Below are 15,740 nucleotides of genomic sequence, written 5' to 3' on the forward strand. Positions count from 1 at the left end.
GGAGTTCGGGCGGTTCGGCGCGTACTGGCTGCTGCTGGCGGCGGGGGCGGCGACCGAGGCGGTGATCGTCCTGCTGCTCGGAAATCCGGCCCTCCCTCCGACGACCCCAGCCGTTCCCCAACCGGTGAGGCGAGCAGATGTCGACCAGTTCCTGGCAACTCCGCCCCACCGTGCAGGCGACCCGGATCGACGGCGGGCTGCACCTACGGTCCTGGGACACCAGCCTCACCCTGGACGGCGCGCCACAGCTGTGGCGGCTCTGGCAACTGCTCACCCGGCGCCTCGCGTCCGGCCGGGCCACAGCCGACCTGCGTGACCTGTCGCCACGCCCGCCCGTCGCCCTCGCCCTGTACCGGCTGGCCGACCTGCTCCGGGAACACGACCTACTGGTCCGGGTGCCGGAGCACTGGGCCGGCACCGGGCATGCCCATGCCCCCGCCGACGCCTGCGGACCGGCCCCGGTGCCGCCACCCGCCGTCGCCACCTGGCTGGCCTCGGTCGCCGCCGACCCCGCCGCGGCCTGGACCGGCATCGGCCGGGAAGCGGTGACCGTCGCGGGAGCGGGCCCCGCTGCCACCGCCGCGATCGAGGCGTTGACCGCCGCCGGAGCCCGGGTCCGGCGGGCCGCGACCCACATCGGCGCACCGCGCGACGTCGGACGCGTCACCCTCGCCGCCAGCGACGGGCGTGCCGTGGTGACCGGGGCCAGCGCCACGGTCGGCTACGTCACCCCCGTCGGCCCGGGCGCGCAGCTGCGGGCCCAGTCCGGCCTGATCGCCGAGCGGCTCGGGCTTGGCAGCGCGGCGACGGCCCCTGGCGACCCGGTTTCCGTGGTGGCTGGCGCCTGCGCCGCGCACCGGCTCCTCGGCGCGCTCGCCGAGCTGGCCGACCCGGCCGCGCCGACGGCGCTCGTCGTGCGGCGCGACCCGCTGCGCGCCACCGCCCACCCGTGGCCGCCCGGCGTACGGTCACCGGCGGTTGACGCCCCCGACCGACGGGACGACGCCGTCCACGCGGGCCTACCCACCTCCCTCACGGACCCGGACCTCGGTGTGTTGCCGCCGGTGGAGCTCGACGATCTGCCACAACTGCCGGTGGGACTGGCCCGGTGCCGGGTCGACGGTGTTCCCGGCCCGGCCGGTGGGACGCTCGTCACCGGGCACGGTCCGGACACCTCCACGGCGAGGTTGCACGCCACGCTGGCAGCGGTGGAGCTGCTCAGCGTGTCCACCGCAGGGACCGCCGTGCTGGCCTGCGGGGTGGACCGCAGCCATGCCGAGGGAGTGCTGCTGCGCCGCCTCGCCCGCCGGTCGGTGGCCTCGGCCGGCGTCACGTCAGGCGAGGCTGTCCACCCGTCGGCGTTCGACGCGCCGGCAGCCCGCCGCTGGTGGCGTACGCTGACCCGCCGCCTCGGCGTCCCGGCGACCGCTCACGTCCGCCGGCTCGCCCCCGGGGCGCAGCTGGCCGTCGTATGCGGCCCGGACACGACGGACCCCGGTGGGTGGATGGAACTCGGCTGGGCGATCGAGGCCACGGCCCACGACGCGGTCGCCTTCGCCGCTCTCGCCGCCGTCGCCACGGTCGGCTGGCGTGCGCACCGGCCCGGTCCGCCGTACTCGCACGGCCCCTGTGGAGCGTCGCCACGGGTGAGCCGCTCGGCCGCGCCCATGCCCGACGGGTCCGAACGGGAGGCCGCCCTCTGGCGGTCACTGCGGACCCTCGTCGGCGCCCCCGCGGAGCCGGTCGTGGTGACGCCGCCAGCTCCGCTGGCCGCCGCCCTGCGTACGGTCGGGCTCGTCGTCCTGCGGGCCGGCGATGACCGGTGACCCCCGGTGGCCCGGGGACGATCGGGACGGACCCCGGCAGCCGGACCCCGACCTGGCCGGCCAGCTCGCCGAGGCGCTGAGGGGGGCGGGGTCGCCGTACCCGGTGCTGGCCGAGGACGACGGGTGGGCCGGCTCCGGCCCGGCGGTGGTGGTGTCGACCCGGTGGAGTCCGGCGTTGCTGAGCCGGCTGGCCGACCGGTACACCGGGGCCGGCGGCACCGTCCTGCCCGTCCGGTTCGACGGCGGTACGGCGCTGGTGGGTCCGCTGGTCGGCGCCGACAGTGCCACCTGCCTGCGCTGCCTGGAGGCCGCCAGGCTGGCGGCGCCGGGCGGCCGGACACCGCACGGCAATGCCGAGCTGCGGCTCGGCGGTCGGCCGGCGCCGGCCCTGCTGCCCGTGCTCGCCGCGGTGGTCCGGTCGGCGTTGGCCGAGCCGCAGTCCGCCGCCGCGCGGCTCTGGGTCGTCCCGCCCGACGGGAGCGTGTCCGCCCATCCGGTGGCGCCGGTGGGGGTTCGCTGCGAAGAATGCCTCAGCCGGCAGCCCCCGGCTCCACCTGGGACGCCGCTCACCGGCAGCGGTCAGCCGCCGGCCGACCCGGTGCGGCTACGCCGGCCGAACCCGGCGACCGACCTGGCGGGACTTCGCCGGGCGCTGCTGGAGCCACGGCTGGGCCACGTCGTCAAGCTGCACCGGCACGAGGAGTACGGGCTGCCGGTCACCAGGGCGGTGGTCGCCGGTCCGGCGGTCACCGTGGCGGGCTTCGGCCGGGCGACGACCGCCGCGGAGGCCGACCGGTTGGCGCTCTTCGAAGCCGTGGAACGACTGGCCGGGTACGCCCCCCACGGGCCCGCCGCCCGGCAGTGGTCGTCCTTCGCGGAGCTGGGACCGGAGCGCGCCGTCGATCCCGCGGCCCTCGGTCTGCCCGACCTGCCCAGCGCCCACCACGTCCCGTACGCCGCCGACGTGCCGACGTGGTGGGTGCCGGGGTGGTCGCCCAGTCGGGCGACGTCCGTGGCGGTGCCGGAGCACGCGGCGTACTGGGGTGGCCTCGGGCAGCGCCCGTCGGCGACCTTCCTGTCGGAGTCCTCCAACGGCTGCGGTCTCGGCAACAGCCTGGAGGAGGCGGCCCTGCACGGCCTGTTCGAGGTGATCGAACGGGACGCCTTCCTGATGGCCTGGTACGCCCGTACCCCGCTGGTGGAGGTCGCGCTTCCCGACGAACTCGACCTGGTCGGGCACCTCGCCGACAATCTGGACCTGCTCGACTACGACCTACGGTTGTTCGACGCGACCACCGACCTGGCCGTGCCTGCGGTCGTCGCGCTGGCGCACCACCGGATGCCCGCCGTGGGGGCGCCGACGGCGTTCTTCGCGGCCGGCGCCCACCTGGATCCCCTCTCGGCGATCCACTCAGCCGTGGTGGAGCTGGTCGTCAACCTCCACGAGGTGCGCGACACGTGGCAGGGGGACTCGGCGCGGGCGGACCGCGACCGGCTACTGCCGATGCTCGACGATGCCGCGTTGGTCCGCCAGATGGACGACCACATGATGCTGCACTGCCTGCCGGAAGCACGGCCGCGCTACGAGTTCCTGCTCGGGGCCGGGCGGACCCGGGCCTGGCGGGAGGTGTGGCCGGGACTGCCCCGTCCCGTCGAGGACCTCGCGGCCCTGTTCGGCGCGCTCTGCGCGGACCTGCACCACCGGGCCGGGGTGGAAACGATCGTCGTCGACCAGAGCATCCCCGAGCTGCGGCAGGCCCTCGGGTTGCATGCTGCCAAGGTCGTCGTTCCCGGCACCCTGCCGATGACGTTCGGTCACCTGAACCGGCGGACGCGGGGGCTGCCCCGGCTGCTGACTGTGCCGGCGGCGCTGGGCCGCCTGCCCGGACGGCCCCGCTACGAGGACCTGGCACTGCACCCGCATCCCTTCCCGTGACCGTCCCCTCCCGGACCCGGCCAGGGGGTCGGGCCCGACGTGCAGGCCCGACCCCCTGGGGTCACCCGGCGGGCCGGCCGACCGGGAGCAGGTAGGCGAGGACCTCGTCGACCCCGTCGAGGAGGAGCAGTTCGTGGGCGATGTCGTCGTAGAACCCACCGACCATGCCCAGCCCGAGTCCCGTCGCCGCCGCCGTGAGGGCCAGGTTCTGGGCCAGGTGACCGGCCTCGAGCAGGCCGAAGCGCAGCGCCCGGAGGCCGTAGGTGGCCCGCAGCACGGGCAGGTCGACGTAGACCCCGAGCAGCGCCGGCAGCGCCGACAGATCGATCCGTTCCTGGCTGGCCGGGTTGTCCGCCAACTGCGTCGCCGGTCCGGCCTTGAACCACATCGACGCGGTGGCCAGCTCGGCGTCGGTGGGCACCGGGCCGATGGGCAGCAGGAGCCGGGACTCGGCGTCCACGTCGTACTGGTGGGTCGGGACGCCGGCCACGTCCCGGGCCAGCAGGCGCAGCCGGACCGCGTACTTGGCGCCGGCGCTCGGGTAGGGTCGGCGCATCCCGGGCCTGTCGGCCCGATCACTCGCCCCGCTGGCGGTCCACAGCAGAGTGGCCAGGTGCGCGGCGTCCAGCGGGCCGCAGAGCGTACCGCGTCCGCTGGCCCGCGCGGTGAGCGCGTCGCCGAGCGCGGCCGTCACGGGTGCGGCGGGAGGAAGGGCCAAAGGCGGACCGGACCGTCGCCGCGCGCCGTGCCGCGTCCGGTCCGACGTCCGCGGCCGCTGCCACTCGATGCGGCCCGGGGCGTAGCTGCTGGCCGCCAGGTACCGCCGGTCGGGGCTGGCGGTGCCGTCGGCGAAGAAGTCGGTGGGGCCGTCCGGGGCCAGCAAGGCGGCGGCGAGGAAGTGGTAGAGGGATCGCTCCTCGTCGGGCATGATGCCCAACCGGTTGAGCAGCATGTGCAGTTGGGACGCCCACACCCCGGCCCACTGGTCGCCGCCGCCGGCAGAGCTCTCCAGCTGGGCGCGGGCGGCGCGCACCTGGGCGGCCCAACGGTCCCGGATCCGGGAGCCGTCCGCCGCGGAGGCGGTGATCTCGTGCCAGCGCCGTACCACCGAGCGGGCCTGCGTGGTGGCTGCGGCGAGCGCCGGCCCCTGCACAGTGCCCGCCGTCAGCGTGGTGCTCTCCGGGTGCCACCGCCAGGCGGTCGCGCTGCGGCGCAGCCATCGGGCCGCGGCGAGCATGTCCAGGTCGAGGGCGATCAGGGTGGCGAGGACCAGGTCGGTGGCCGCCACCATCCGCTGGCCGGGTCCCGGCGTACGCGCGACCACCTCGGCGGCGATCCGGCTGGAGGTGCCGAACACCGTCTCCGCCACCGGCAGCGCGGCCGGGCCGCCGTACCGCTCGGTCTCCGGCTCGTAGTCGACCTGCCGGGCCTGGGCGTGCCCCGGCCACCCCGGACGGCCGGCGGTGCCGAGGTCGAGCAGCGGATGGCCGGCGGCCCGGGCAGCGGCCACCAACTGCTCCTGCCACCGGCGGTGCTCGTGCGCCTCGGCGCCCCGCGCCCGCACCCTGAGGTGTGGACCGTCGTCGAAGTAGCGGATGAAGAACCAGTCGGCGATCGTCCCGTCCCGACGCAGTCCCTCCATGAGCGGTGTGAGTGTGCCGGTGATGAAATCGTCGACGTGTTCCGCACTCCAGTGCAGATAGCAGTGCAGGCTGTGGAAGGAGCCCCGCCCAGGGTGGACGGGGGCGGCGGTCACGGGCATGGGAACTCCTCCGGACAGGTCGGAAGCCTGCGCAGCAGGACGACGTCGGCGGCGGCCGTCGACCGGGGCTCACCCATCGGTGCCCGCACGGTACAGCTCGATCACGACCTCCGTCGCCGGCTGCCCGGGACGGGGGGCGGGCAGGGCCTCCTCCAGCACGACGCCGTCCGGGTAGCGGGCCAGGGTCCGGGACAGGCAACGCAGGTGCAGCGGGCTTGCGAGGTCGACGTACTGGGAACGGGGCTGTTCCAGGTAGGACATGAACGCCGTCAACCCCTTCGCGCCCCCGACGGCGGCGGCGCTGACGAAGACGCGCTCGGGCAGGCCGAGCAGGTGTCGCCAGCGCACGGCGGTACGTCCCACCTCGGCGGGCCGGGCGTCCAGCTCGGCCCGCCAGGCGGCGACGATGTCCGCGGAGAGGCTCCAGTCCGCCCGGGAGAGGATCACCTCCCGGTACCGCAGCCGGGGCCGGCACCAGACCGGGCCGACCGGGGTGCGGCGGAGCTGTCGGGCCGCCATGGCCCCGCCCGGTCCCACCGATCCCGTGCCCACGTCGGTGAGCATGCTGGTCAGGCGCTCCGGCAGCATCACCGGCACCAGGAACCCGAGATAGACCACGTCCAACGGTTCACCGGTGGCGGTGACCACCAGGCGGACCTGATCGGTGGCGACGTCGTGGACCAGGTGCAGGTCGTCCGGGACCAGGGTTCCGTGGCGGCGGTCGTCGGCGATCTCGTCGCCGACGAGCAGCGGATGCAGGTTGCCATTGAACCCGTTGACCGGGCGGAGCTGGGCCACCCGGGCGCCGAGGTGGCGCCGGAGCTGGGCGGCGACGGCCGCTTCGGCCTCCGGGGGGAGCTGCCGCAGGAAGCGGCTGGTGAACCGGCCCCAGCCGCCGTACACGTGATTGACACAGAACGACGTGCCGTCGTGGCAGGACTGTCCGAAGACCGCGTACGAGCCGGGTCGGCTGGTACGCCAACGGGGCAGCCTGGAGGCGACGTCGTCGGGCAGCCCGTCGGGGACGGTAAGGTTCCCGTCGTCGTCGGTCGTGACGGCGGCCACCAGGTCGGCCCGGAGCCGGGCCAGTTCGCGCAGCTCGTCACCGGGGGCGAGGTCGAGCTTCGGGTCCAGGGTGCCGTCGACGCCGACCAGGTGCGTCGCCTGCCAGACCGCACCGTACTCCTCGGCGAACTCCGTCGGCGACCCGCAGCGGCCGCCCACGCCGTAGCGGGCGACGAAGCGGTCCCGGGCCAGGCGGCGGACCACCGCGTACTGGTCGAACAGTTCGAAGAGCGGGGTCAGCACGGCGAGGGTGCCCCGGTGGTCCCGGCCGTGGGCCCGGCCGAGGCCCACCGGGCGGACCAGGGTCACGTCCTCGGTGAGGGGTTGCGGACGACCCGTGCGGTCCGCGCCGAGCAGGGCGAAGGCCGCGTCCCAGCGGGAGCGTAGCCCGGCCAGGGCCGCCGGCCGTTCGGTCGCGTCGAGACCGGCGAACGCGGTGGTCCTGGCATCGATCTCCCGCAGCGACACGGCCACGTCGGCCAGGCCGATCCCGGCCAGCCAGTCGGCGACGGCAGCGAGGCCGTCGACGGCCTGTGGGTCCACCGGGTACGCGGGGCGGAGCACGCCCTGTTCGACGAGCGCGTGCAGGTACGCCCGCGCCGCCGCGGACGCCTGCGGCGCCGGACGGGGCAGCCGGGTGGCCAGTTCCGTCGCGAGCTCGTGCGGCGTCGCCACCCCGCCGGGCTCCAGCAGATCCAGCAGGTGCCGCAGCGCCCGGGTCAGCGGCAGCGTCAGCGCCTCCTCGCGTTGCACCCCGGGTGGCGCGTCGGGTGCCTGTGCCTGCCGACGCAGCCGGATCACCGCCCCGTCCACCCACAGGCCGGGCGCCAGCGTGTGGGGCAGATCGCCGCGACGGTCGGGGTGCCGGAGCACAGCGTGGACGAGGGCGGACAGAGTGGCCCGGTCGGCGTTGGCGACCGCCACCACCTCCGGGGAGCCGGTCGGGTCCGGCACCGGCCCGTCCCAGCGGCCCCAGCCCACCCGGGTGAACCAGGACAGCGGCACGGTCCTGGTGGCCGCCCGCAGCGCGTACCGGAGCACGGTGGCCTCCGACTTGCGGGCCCGGTCGTCGGGTGCCGGGCCCTGCTCGGCCGCCCGGCGCAGCGCCCGCAACAGGTCCACGCTGGTCAGCGCGACGGCCCGGGACAGCTCCTCGGCGCGGCACAGCTCGGCCAGGGCGACCCGGTCGGCGGCGAGCGCCGGCGCGAGAAGGGCGTCGAGTTCCGCGGTGTGCCGGTCGATGTCGTCGCGGAGGCCGAGCCAGGACGCCAGGCCGGGCAGGTGGTCGGTCCAGCCGGCCAGCCGGGTACGCGACGCCGCCGACGGGCTGCGCCCGTTGTGCACGTCGCGGCGCAGGGCCAGCAGCACCCGACGCTGGTCCGAAGCGGCCCGGACGACCTGCTCGTGCAGCACGTCGGCGAGCGCCGCGGCCATTCGCTCGGCGCGTGTGGTCAGCTCCAGCAGGCGGGCGGCGACGGCCCGGAACTCCTCGGTCACGGCCGACGGTTCCGGGAGGGTGACACCGGCGACCCGCACCATCGCGTACGGCGCCACGGTGGCCTCGGGCGCTCGGGTGACGGGCCCGACCCGGCGTACGCCCGGCGCCGGCGTCCCGCCGACCGTGGTCCCGATCATCCTGTCTCCTCTCCCCTGACCGCTTCCCGGTGGAGGACGGTGACGGCGTGTCCGCCGACACTCGCAGCCGTGGCCGTGGGAGGCGTCCGCACAACTACGGATCCGGTTACGTACTCGGTGGCAGGTGCCGGCTGCGTAGCTGGCTGCGTACTTCTCCGGATGGTGCCGGGTGGCAGACCGCGGCTCTATCGGCCGCGACCGGCTCTGGACGGCGGCGGGCACGCTCGTCGCCCGGCTGAAATCAACGGCCCGCCGTCTTTCTACCCCAGGGCCAGATCGACGGCAATCCTTCCTCCGCCGGGAAACTGCACCTGGATCGATCAACTCGAGATCTGGCCGGTTCGAAGAGTGCGGAGGGCTGTTGACTATGAAGCGTCCGCCTTGTGTACTCGACATCCCCAAAGAGGATCTTCCCCCTAAGGATCCCTAATGCCAGGTAAACGGCCTTCTCTGATCACACTGGGGCTGCGGTCGCGCACCCGCAGCCACAGCCAGCGGCCGTTCCGCGACACCGTCCGATGACGCCCAGCCCGGCCGACCGGCTCGTAAGGACTCGACGGAAAACCGGTCGGACGACCGGTCACCCGCTGCCCCGGACGGAATTCGCCGCACTCCGTCGTCAGCTCGACGACCTGCACGCGGGAACCGGCGCAGCCGTCGCCCTCGCCGGAGAACCGGGAATCGGCAAGACCACGTTGATCTCCGCCCTCGCGGCGCAGGGCAGGGCGCACACCCTCACGGTGGTCGCCGCCACCGGCCGGACGGGCACCGGTCCGCCGGTCGTGGTGGGAACGGAACCCACCCTTGTCCTGCTCGACGACGTGCACCTGCTCGACACGGCGCACCGGGACCAGATGCAGCTGCTGATCGAACTGACCACCACCGCGCCGGTGCTGCTGGTCCTCGCCTACCGGGACCGACAATTGTCCCGTGGGGCGGCGGCGGTGCTGTCCCGGGCGGCCGCACGCGGCCAGCTCACCCAGCACCGACTAGGTCCACTGGACCTCGGCCAGACCCGCGAGCTGCTCGGTGACCGGCCGGACCTGACCCGGCTGCACGCCGAGGGTGACGGCAACCCGCTCTACCTGCAACTGCTGGCCGCCGCAGACGCGCAGGCCATGACGGACGCGCACCTGATCCTGCTCGGCGAGCTGGCGGAGCTCGGCGACCGCGAACTGCGGGTCGCCCAGGCAGCCGCCGTGCTGCGTACCCCCGGTTCGGCGGAACTGCTCGCCGCGGTGGCCGGACTGGACGTCACGGAGACACTGTCCGCCCTGGACACCCTCACCGAGCTGGACCTGATGCGCCCGGTGCAGTTGCTGCCGCGCTTCGCGTTCCGGCACGACGTCGTCCGTCGGTTCGTCTACGCGCAGATCGGCCCAAGCCAACGCCTCGCCGCCCACCGGCGCGTGGAGACCGAACTGCTGGCTCGCGGCGCTCCGGTCACCCAGCGCGCCCACCACATCGCCCGGGCCCTCGACACGGGCCGTCCTGAGCAGTTGCCCGTTCTGATCGACGCGGCGCGGAGCACCATGCACGACGCACCGGCCGATGCCCTGGAGTGGTTGGAGGCCGCGCTGCAACTGCTGCCCGAGGGCGACGACCGCTGGTACGAGGCGCAGGTGCTGGCCCTGCGGGCCCAGTTGCTGCGCGGCGGTCGATGCGACGTGCAGCAACTGGTGCACACCTTCCTACCCCGGGCGATCCGCATACCTGGCGGGGACTTCTCCTCGACCATGGCAGTCGCCGTCCGGGTACGCCGGATCCAGGGCCGGCACGCCGAGGCGTCGGTTCTGATCCGGGAGGGGCTGGCCGCGCTGCGGGGCACCCATCCCTCCGCTCCCTCCACGGCCGTGGCCATGCACACGGAACTGGCGGCACTCGCCCTCGACCGGCTCGATCAGGAAGCCGCCCGCCTGAACGCCCGCGAGGCCGCCACCATCGCCCGGCAGCACGGGGACCGGCTCGGGGAGGCGGCCGCCGTCGCCCAGATGGCGATGGCGCACCTGCTCGCCGCGGACAGCGACGCCGCGGACCGGGCCGCCGACATCGCGGCCGATCTGGTGGACACCACGCCGGACAGCAGCGTCGTCACCAACCTGCCGGCCCTCTACCTGGTGGGCGCGACGGAGGACGCCCTGCACCGGTTCACCGAGGCGCAACGGCACCTGTCCCGGGGCGCCGAGGAGGCCCGCCGAACCGGACAACGGTTCATCCTTCCCGCCATCCTGACCTCGCTGGGGGCGGTGGAGTTGCAACGTGGACTACTCGACCGGGCCGGCCGCACCCTGGAGGAGGCTGCGGAACTGCTCGAACCGGAAGGCACGTCGACGGCCCGGGCTTCGGTCGCCGCGCTTCTCGCGCTCGTACGGTACTGGCAGGACTCCGACCGGGAGGCCGCTGCGGTGATCGCCCTGGGTGATCAGGCCCTCGCCCTGATCCGGGACCAGGGTCCGGCCGAGGATGCGATCGTGCCCTGCCTCCTGGCGGACCTGCTGATCAAGGTGGCGGAGCCGGAACGCGGGCGTCGGCTGATGCTCGACGCTCTCGGCGGCCCGGAGATGCCACGGATCGCCCCGCCGAACCGGTCCCGTTGGTACGAGGCGCTGTCCATGGCCGCGCTCCGGATGGGTGACAAGCGTGACGCGAGCCGGTGGGTCGACCTGGCCGAGGCCTCGGTGCGCAACCTCTCCGTCAGCCGTCAGGGCTTCCTGATGCGCGCCCGCATGCGGCTGTACGCCGCACGCGGGGAAACCAGCCCCGCGCTGGCCGACGCGGAGCAGGCAGTCGAATGCTTCGCCGGTCGCGGACTGGACCTGGACCTGTGCCGGACGATGGCGGCGGCGGGAACGGTACTGGTCGACGCCGGCCGCACCGACGATGCCCGCGCCTGGCTCGGACGGGCCGCCGCGCTCGCCGAACAGTGCGGTTCGGCCCGTCTGGTCGATCGGGTTCGCCGACAGCAGAGCCGTCTCGTCCCGGACGCGTCAACCAGGGGTGGCGACCCGCTGGCCGTGCTGACCGAGCGTGAACGGCAGATCGCCGATCTGGTGAGCCGCGGTATGACAAGCGTGGAGGTCGCACACGGGCTCTTCCTGAGCGTCCGTACGGTCGACACCCACCTGGGCCGGATCTACCGCAAGCTCGGCGTGTCGAACCGGGCGAGCCTGGCCCGGGCGATGCTCCGGTCGCACCCGACGACGCCCGCCGGGGAACCTCGGTGAGGTGAGCGGAGCGTCGGCCGTCAGCGTCGCCCGGGGTACGCCTGGAAAGGGTGACGGACGCCCCCGGGGTCGGCGCCCCCGGAGGTCGACGAGCGCAGGCTCCGGTGGCCTCAGACGACCCGGATGGCCCCGGCCGGGCAGAGATCGGCGGCGCGACGGACCCGCTCGCCGCTTCCCGCCGGCGGCGCGGCGGCCCGCAGCAGCACCAGCCCGTCGGAGTCGTCCTGCGCGAAGACCTCCGGCGCGGCGAGCACGCAGTTGCCCGACCCGCAGCAGGCGTCCCGGTCGACCTCCACCCGCACCGTCGCCTCGTCGCCGACGGGCCGGCCGCCGGCGGTCACCAGGTCACCGGCAGAGCGTCGAGTCCGAAGACGACCGAGCTGTCCCGGGTGCTCAACTCCTCGGGCGCGGCCGTCACCTGAAGGCCGGGAAAGCGGCGAGCCAGCGCCACCAGCGCGATACGTAGCTCGGCCCGGGCAAGCGGCTGCCCGATGCACTGGTGCACCCCGAACCCGAAGGCCACCTGCTGGTGCGCCTGCCGGTACGGATCGAACCGGTCGGGCTCGTCGAAGACGTCGGCGTCCCGGTTGGCCAGGGAGATCACCACGACCGCGCCCTCACCGGCCCGGATCAGCCGACCACCGATCGTGACGTCCTCGGTGGCCACCCGGAGCAGGCCGGACCGCACGATGCTCAGGTAGCGCAGCAACTCCTCCACCAGCTCCGCCGCCCAGTCGGGCTCGTCACGCAGGATCGCGTACTGCCCAGGGTCCCGGGTCAGCCGCAGGACGCTCAGCCCGATCATGTTGGCGGTGGTCTCGTGGCCGGCGATGAGCAGCAGCAACGCCATCCCGACCAGTTCGTCCACATCGAGCTCCCCCGGCTCGACCCGTTCCCGGATCAGCCGGCTGAGCAGGTCGTCCGCCCCTTCGGGCCGGGCCCGCTTGGCGTCGACGAGAGCCCGGATGTAGTCACGCAGCTCCTCGAAGTCGCGCTGGACCCGCGCCGGCGGCATCTCGCGGTCGAGCAGGGTGCGGCTGCGGGTCTGGAAGAAGTCGTGGTCGGCATAGGGGACGCCGAGCAGGTGACAGATCACCATGGACGGCAGCGGCAGGGCGAAGGACGACACCAGGTCGGCCGGAGGCCCGGCGGCAGCCAGGACGTCGAGCGCCTCGTCGACGGTGCGTTGGATCAGCGGCTCGATCCGGCGGACATTTTTGATCATGAATTCGGCGGTGAGCATCCTCCGCAGGCGGGAGTGCTCGCCACCGTCCATCTGGATGAACGAGCCCCTGCCGTCCTCGGCCGCCTGCGGCGGCAGCGGGCGCAGCAACGGAAAGCCGGGGCGGCGGAAGTCGGAGCTGAAAGCGGGGTGGCGCAGCAGTTGGCGGACGTCGGCGTGCCGGGTGACCAGCCAGGCCGGAGCCCCGGTGGGCAGCCGCACCCGCCTCACCGGGCCGACGTAGCGGTCTCGTTCGGTTTCGTCCAACGGGGTGAACGGGCCTCGGGTCGGATTGACCGGCGGCCAGAGGGGCAGTTCCGCCTCCACGGCACGTGTCACATGGACCACCTCCGACGATAGCAGCGGGTAGCCATATCGATGCGCTACGTTACCCATCGGCGAAGGTCGACACAATCCCCGTCACCCCGACCGGTGCAGCGCCCGCGACCGTCCAGCTCAACTGGCGGCACTGAGTCTGGCCCGACCGGGCGATGACAGAGGGGAGTGCGACCGTCACAGCCGCGACCTAAGCTCGAGGTACGACGTCAGATGGAGGGTCATCCGTCGATGCGTACGTCTCGGGTGCAGTCTGTGGTGATGGCCGCAACCGTTCTCTCGGCCGTGCTACTCGGGCTTCTGATCCATCACCTCATCCGGGATCCTGCGACGCTGGCCGACCCGTTCGACGGATCGTCCAGCGCGCCTGCGGAGCCCTCGAAGCCACCCACCCTGGCCTATCTCGCCGCCGACGAGCTGGCCCTGCTGGTCGACGGTCGGCTGGTGAGTCGGATCGAGGGCGACTTTTCCGGGTACCGCACGGCACCGGGCTGGACCAGTAGCGGACGGTACGTCTTCGCAGTGGCCGCCGCAGGCACGGACGAGGCGACGGTCGCGGTCATCGACCGCACGACCGCGACCAGCTTCTCCCTCCCCTGTGTCGGCTGCTCAAGCGCCATCTCCGTCGGTACCGACGAGGTCCTCGTCGTGGACGGAAAGCGGAGGATCCACCGGCTGGCGTTGCCCCGGGGGGCGCGACGGCACACCTGAACCGGTGGACGCCCCGGTGCGGTTCAGTCAGCAGCTCACCGCCCTGGCCGGCCTGCCGGAGGTGGCCCTCTTCGCTGGCGCCGATCTCGATACCACGGCGGCCTACGGTGGACCGGAGCAGTTGCTGCTCGCCTCCTCGGACGGGCAGGTCAAGCGGATCGGCATGACGAAGGGAAACATCGCCGTCTCCCGGGGGACCGCCGCCCCCACGACCGCCTACGGCGGAGCCCGAATGGCCTTCGTCGAGGGCGGTCACTTCGACGCCTGCCGGGAGAACGCGACCGTCACCGTCCTGAATCCGGCCACCGGACGCAGGCAGGCGACCCCCGGCCTCGATGCGGCGGAGGGCCCCACGCCGTTCGGCGTGGATGGTCGGGGTTCCCGGGTGGTCGACCTCTGGTGGGAGGACGGCCTGTTGTACGCCACCACGATCGGTTGGTCCTGCGGGGAGGCATCCGTCTGGGCCCACGGCGCCCCGATCCTGTGGCGTCTGGAGGCGAACAGCTCCTGGAGCCGGGTAAGGGGCCAACTGCCGACGCAGTCGGTACGCACCAGGTCCGGGCTGGTCTTCGCCAGCCTGGCGCCGGCGACCGACGGTCAGAGCGCCACCGCGTTGACCTGGTTCTCGGGGCCTGAGCAGCGGGTCGTTCACCCCGCGGTGACGGCGATCGCGACACCGCCTCAGTGACCGGACAGGAGGAACGACGGGTCACGCCACCCGTGCTCATGAGCGACGACGACGGTCAGGAGAAGGAGATGCCACCAGAACCGCCGATACCGGGAGCAGACAAGGACGGCGAGAAGACCACCGCTGCGCCACCACCACCCGCAGCAGCGGAACCGGGGCCACCGGCTACGGAACCGGCACCACCGAAAGGTCGTTCACTCCTCACCCACGCCGGGGAGCAGATCGCGCCCGGCATGAAGGACCTTCCGCCGCCGGAGAAGCGGAAGCATCTGCTCGTCACGATCGCGCTGGCCATCGTGACCCTACTGGCGACTCTGCTCGTCACCCACTTCTTCGATCGGGAGACCGCGGATTCACGGATCGGGGCGGAGCAGGACGCCGGCCGGCGGCACGACCAGGCCAAGACACCCTTCGTCGCCTCGGTGAAGTACGACCGCACGATCCCCGAGTTCTGGCGGATCGTCCTCGACCGGCCGTTGACCCAGCCGGAGCAGGTGAAGCTGGAGTCGCTCGGGTCCGACGTGGAGATCTGGCGCTTCCTCCGTTCTTTGGGTGGACGTCTGCTTCCCTTTCCGTCGATGATCGGGGGCTTGCCGGGTGGCTTCACAGACCCGTCCACCAGTGACGCGGCGGTCTTCACCATGAACATCATCAGTGACCGGACGACCCAGCTCTCGATCATCGACATGCACGCGGTCAACGTCTCCTGCCAGCCCTCGACGGCCAAGGCGGTGATCGACGTCGCCCCGGAGGGCGGTGCCGCTTACGAAGGGATGCTCTTCGATCTGACCGAGGAGGATCCGATCCCGTACATCGCCGATGACGTCGAGGAGCAGGGACGGCTGTACTTCAGTCGCCGGAAGATCGACCTGGGCGGTGGCATGTCCCCCGGCGGGCTGCGCGTGGAGGCGGTCACCGGGGAAAAGTCCTGTAGTTGGGAGATCGAGGCGACTTACCACGACTCCACGCCGCAGGGCGGCGGGAAGCTGATTCTCCGCGACGGGAAGAAGCCGTTCGTCGTGGAGGCCCGGCCCCGGCACCCGGAGCAGTACTGGATCCGGAGTTCCGCCACCTTTCCGGTGTTGAATCCTCCTAACTTGGTCCCGTGCCACCGGATGCCCACGGCTGCGGCGTGTCAGGGCCGGTTCGACCCACCCTGACCGGACCCCTCGCCAGCCCGAGCCGGGACAACGTGTCTGCTCACCTGCGGCACCCGGCACGACGATGAGCATTGTCGATGTTGCCGGAGCGGTCCGGGTCGTGTTGCAATGGCTCACATCGCCGCAGCGCGGGGGCAACCGCGCTGGGAACGGCAGCACGGGAGCAGCAGCGCCG

10 protein-coding genes are annotated in these 15,740 nt (G+C 73.3%); 6 read left to right on the forward strand and 4 right to left on the reverse strand.

Annotation, left to right across the window (positions count from 1 at the left end):
• Positions 1-137 precede the first annotated feature (137 nt).
• Both AB0B83_RS22710 and AB0B83_RS22715 read left to right on the forward strand, forming a co-directional pair.
• The gene (locus AB0B83_RS22710) at positions 138-1,826 is read left to right on the forward strand and encodes a hypothetical protein (RefSeq protein ID WP_357579848.1); all 1,689 of its coding nucleotides are present in this window, start codon (positions 138-140) and stop codon (positions 1,824-1,826) included.
• Positions 1,816-3,762 carry a TOMM precursor leader peptide-binding protein gene (locus AB0B83_RS22715; RefSeq protein WP_357579849.1) on the forward strand — a complete coding sequence of 649 codons (1,947 nt, stop codon included), beginning with the start codon at positions 1,816-1,818 and terminating at the stop codon, positions 3,760-3,762. Before AB0B83_RS22710 ends, AB0B83_RS22715 begins: the two co-directional genes overlap by 11 nt.
• A gap of 61 nt (positions 3,763-3,823) precedes the next feature.
• Here the strand turns inward: AB0B83_RS22715 and AB0B83_RS22720 are convergent, their stop codons facing one another.
• Together AB0B83_RS22720 and AB0B83_RS22725 are read right to left on the reverse strand one after the other, a co-directional pair.
• Positions 3,824-5,524: a thiopeptide-type bacteriocin biosynthesis protein gene (locus AB0B83_RS22720; RefSeq protein WP_357579850.1), complete on the reverse strand. Its 1,701-nt coding sequence runs from the start codon at positions 5,522-5,524 to the stop codon at positions 3,824-3,826.
• Positions 5,525-5,593: 69 nt separating this feature from the next.
• Positions 5,594-8,224, reverse strand: a complete 2,631-nt coding sequence (locus tag AB0B83_RS22725) for a lantibiotic dehydratase (RefSeq protein WP_357579851.1) — start codon at positions 8,222-8,224, stop codon at positions 5,594-5,596.
• 695 nt (positions 8,225-8,919) lie between these two features.
• On the opposite strand from AB0B83_RS22725, the gene AB0B83_RS22730 reads away from it, so the two are divergent.
• A complete protein-coding gene (locus tag AB0B83_RS22730; protein WP_357579852.1) occupies positions 8,920-11,448 on the forward strand; it encodes a LuxR C-terminal-related transcriptional regulator in 2,529 nt (842 codons plus the stop codon).
• A gap of 110 nt (positions 11,449-11,558) precedes the next feature.
• Here the strand turns inward: AB0B83_RS22730 and AB0B83_RS22735 are convergent, their stop codons facing one another.
• Positions 11,559-11,789 carry a ferredoxin gene (locus AB0B83_RS22735; protein ID WP_357579853.1) on the reverse strand — a complete coding sequence of 77 codons (231 nt, stop codon included), beginning with the start codon at positions 11,787-11,789 and terminating at the stop codon, positions 11,559-11,561.
• The gene (locus AB0B83_RS22740; RefSeq protein WP_357579854.1) at positions 11,786-13,009 is read right to left on the reverse strand and encodes a cytochrome P450; all 1,224 of its coding nucleotides are present in this window, start codon (positions 13,007-13,009) and stop codon (positions 11,786-11,788) included. The genes AB0B83_RS22735 and AB0B83_RS22740 overlap by 4 nt, the downstream gene beginning before the upstream one ends.
• Before the next feature lie 258 nt (positions 13,010-13,267).
• On the opposite strand from AB0B83_RS22740, the gene AB0B83_RS22745 reads away from it, so the two are divergent.
• From AB0B83_RS22745 to AB0B83_RS22755, 3 genes are read left to right on the forward strand one after another with little or no spacing between them, the layout of a single operon-like run.
• Positions 13,268-13,717 (forward strand): hypothetical protein, encoded by a 450-nt coding sequence (locus AB0B83_RS22745; RefSeq protein ID WP_357579855.1) that lies wholly within the window; start codon positions 13,268-13,270, stop codon positions 13,715-13,717.
• Between the two features lie 16 nt (positions 13,718-13,733).
• Entirely contained in the window at positions 13,734-14,405 is a 672-nt protein-coding gene (locus AB0B83_RS22750) for a hypothetical protein (protein WP_357579856.1), read from the forward strand.
• A gap of 38 nt (positions 14,406-14,443) precedes the next feature.
• Positions 14,444-15,565 carry a hypothetical protein gene (locus AB0B83_RS22755; protein ID WP_357579857.1) on the forward strand — a complete coding sequence of 374 codons (1,122 nt, stop codon included), beginning with the start codon at positions 14,444-14,446 and terminating at the stop codon, positions 15,563-15,565.
• Positions 15,566-15,740 lie beyond the last annotated feature (175 nt).

This window comes from Micromonospora sp. NPDC049060, assembly GCF_040649055.1.
Lineage (GTDB): Bacteria > Actinomycetota > Actinomycetes > Mycobacteriales > Micromonosporaceae > Micromonospora > Micromonospora reichwaldensis.

What these genes read in the sequence shown, in the direction of transcription:
- AB0B83_RS22720 (WP_357579850.1), bottom strand. Translation starts at nt 5,524, where the DNA reads ATGCCCGTGACCGCCGCCCCCGTCCACCCTGGGCGGGGCTCCTTCCAC.
- AB0B83_RS22710 (WP_357579848.1), top strand. Translation starts at nt 138, where the DNA reads ATGTCGACCAGTTCCTGGCAACTCCGCCCCACCGTGCAGGCGACCCGG.
- AB0B83_RS22715 (WP_357579849.1), top strand. Translation starts at nt 1,816, where the DNA reads ATGACCGGTGACCCCCGGTGGCCCGGGGACGATCGGGACGGACCCCGG.
- AB0B83_RS22755 (WP_357579857.1), top strand. Translation starts at nt 14,444, where the DNA reads ATGAGCGACGACGACGGTCAGGAGAAGGAGATGCCACCAGAACCGCCG.
- AB0B83_RS22745 (WP_357579855.1), top strand. Translation starts at nt 13,268, where the DNA reads ATGGCCGCAACCGTTCTCTCGGCCGTGCTACTCGGGCTTCTGATCCAT.
- AB0B83_RS22725 (WP_357579851.1), bottom strand. Translation starts at nt 8,224, where the DNA reads ATGATCGGGACCACGGTCGGCGGGACGCCGGCGCCGGGCGTACGCCGG.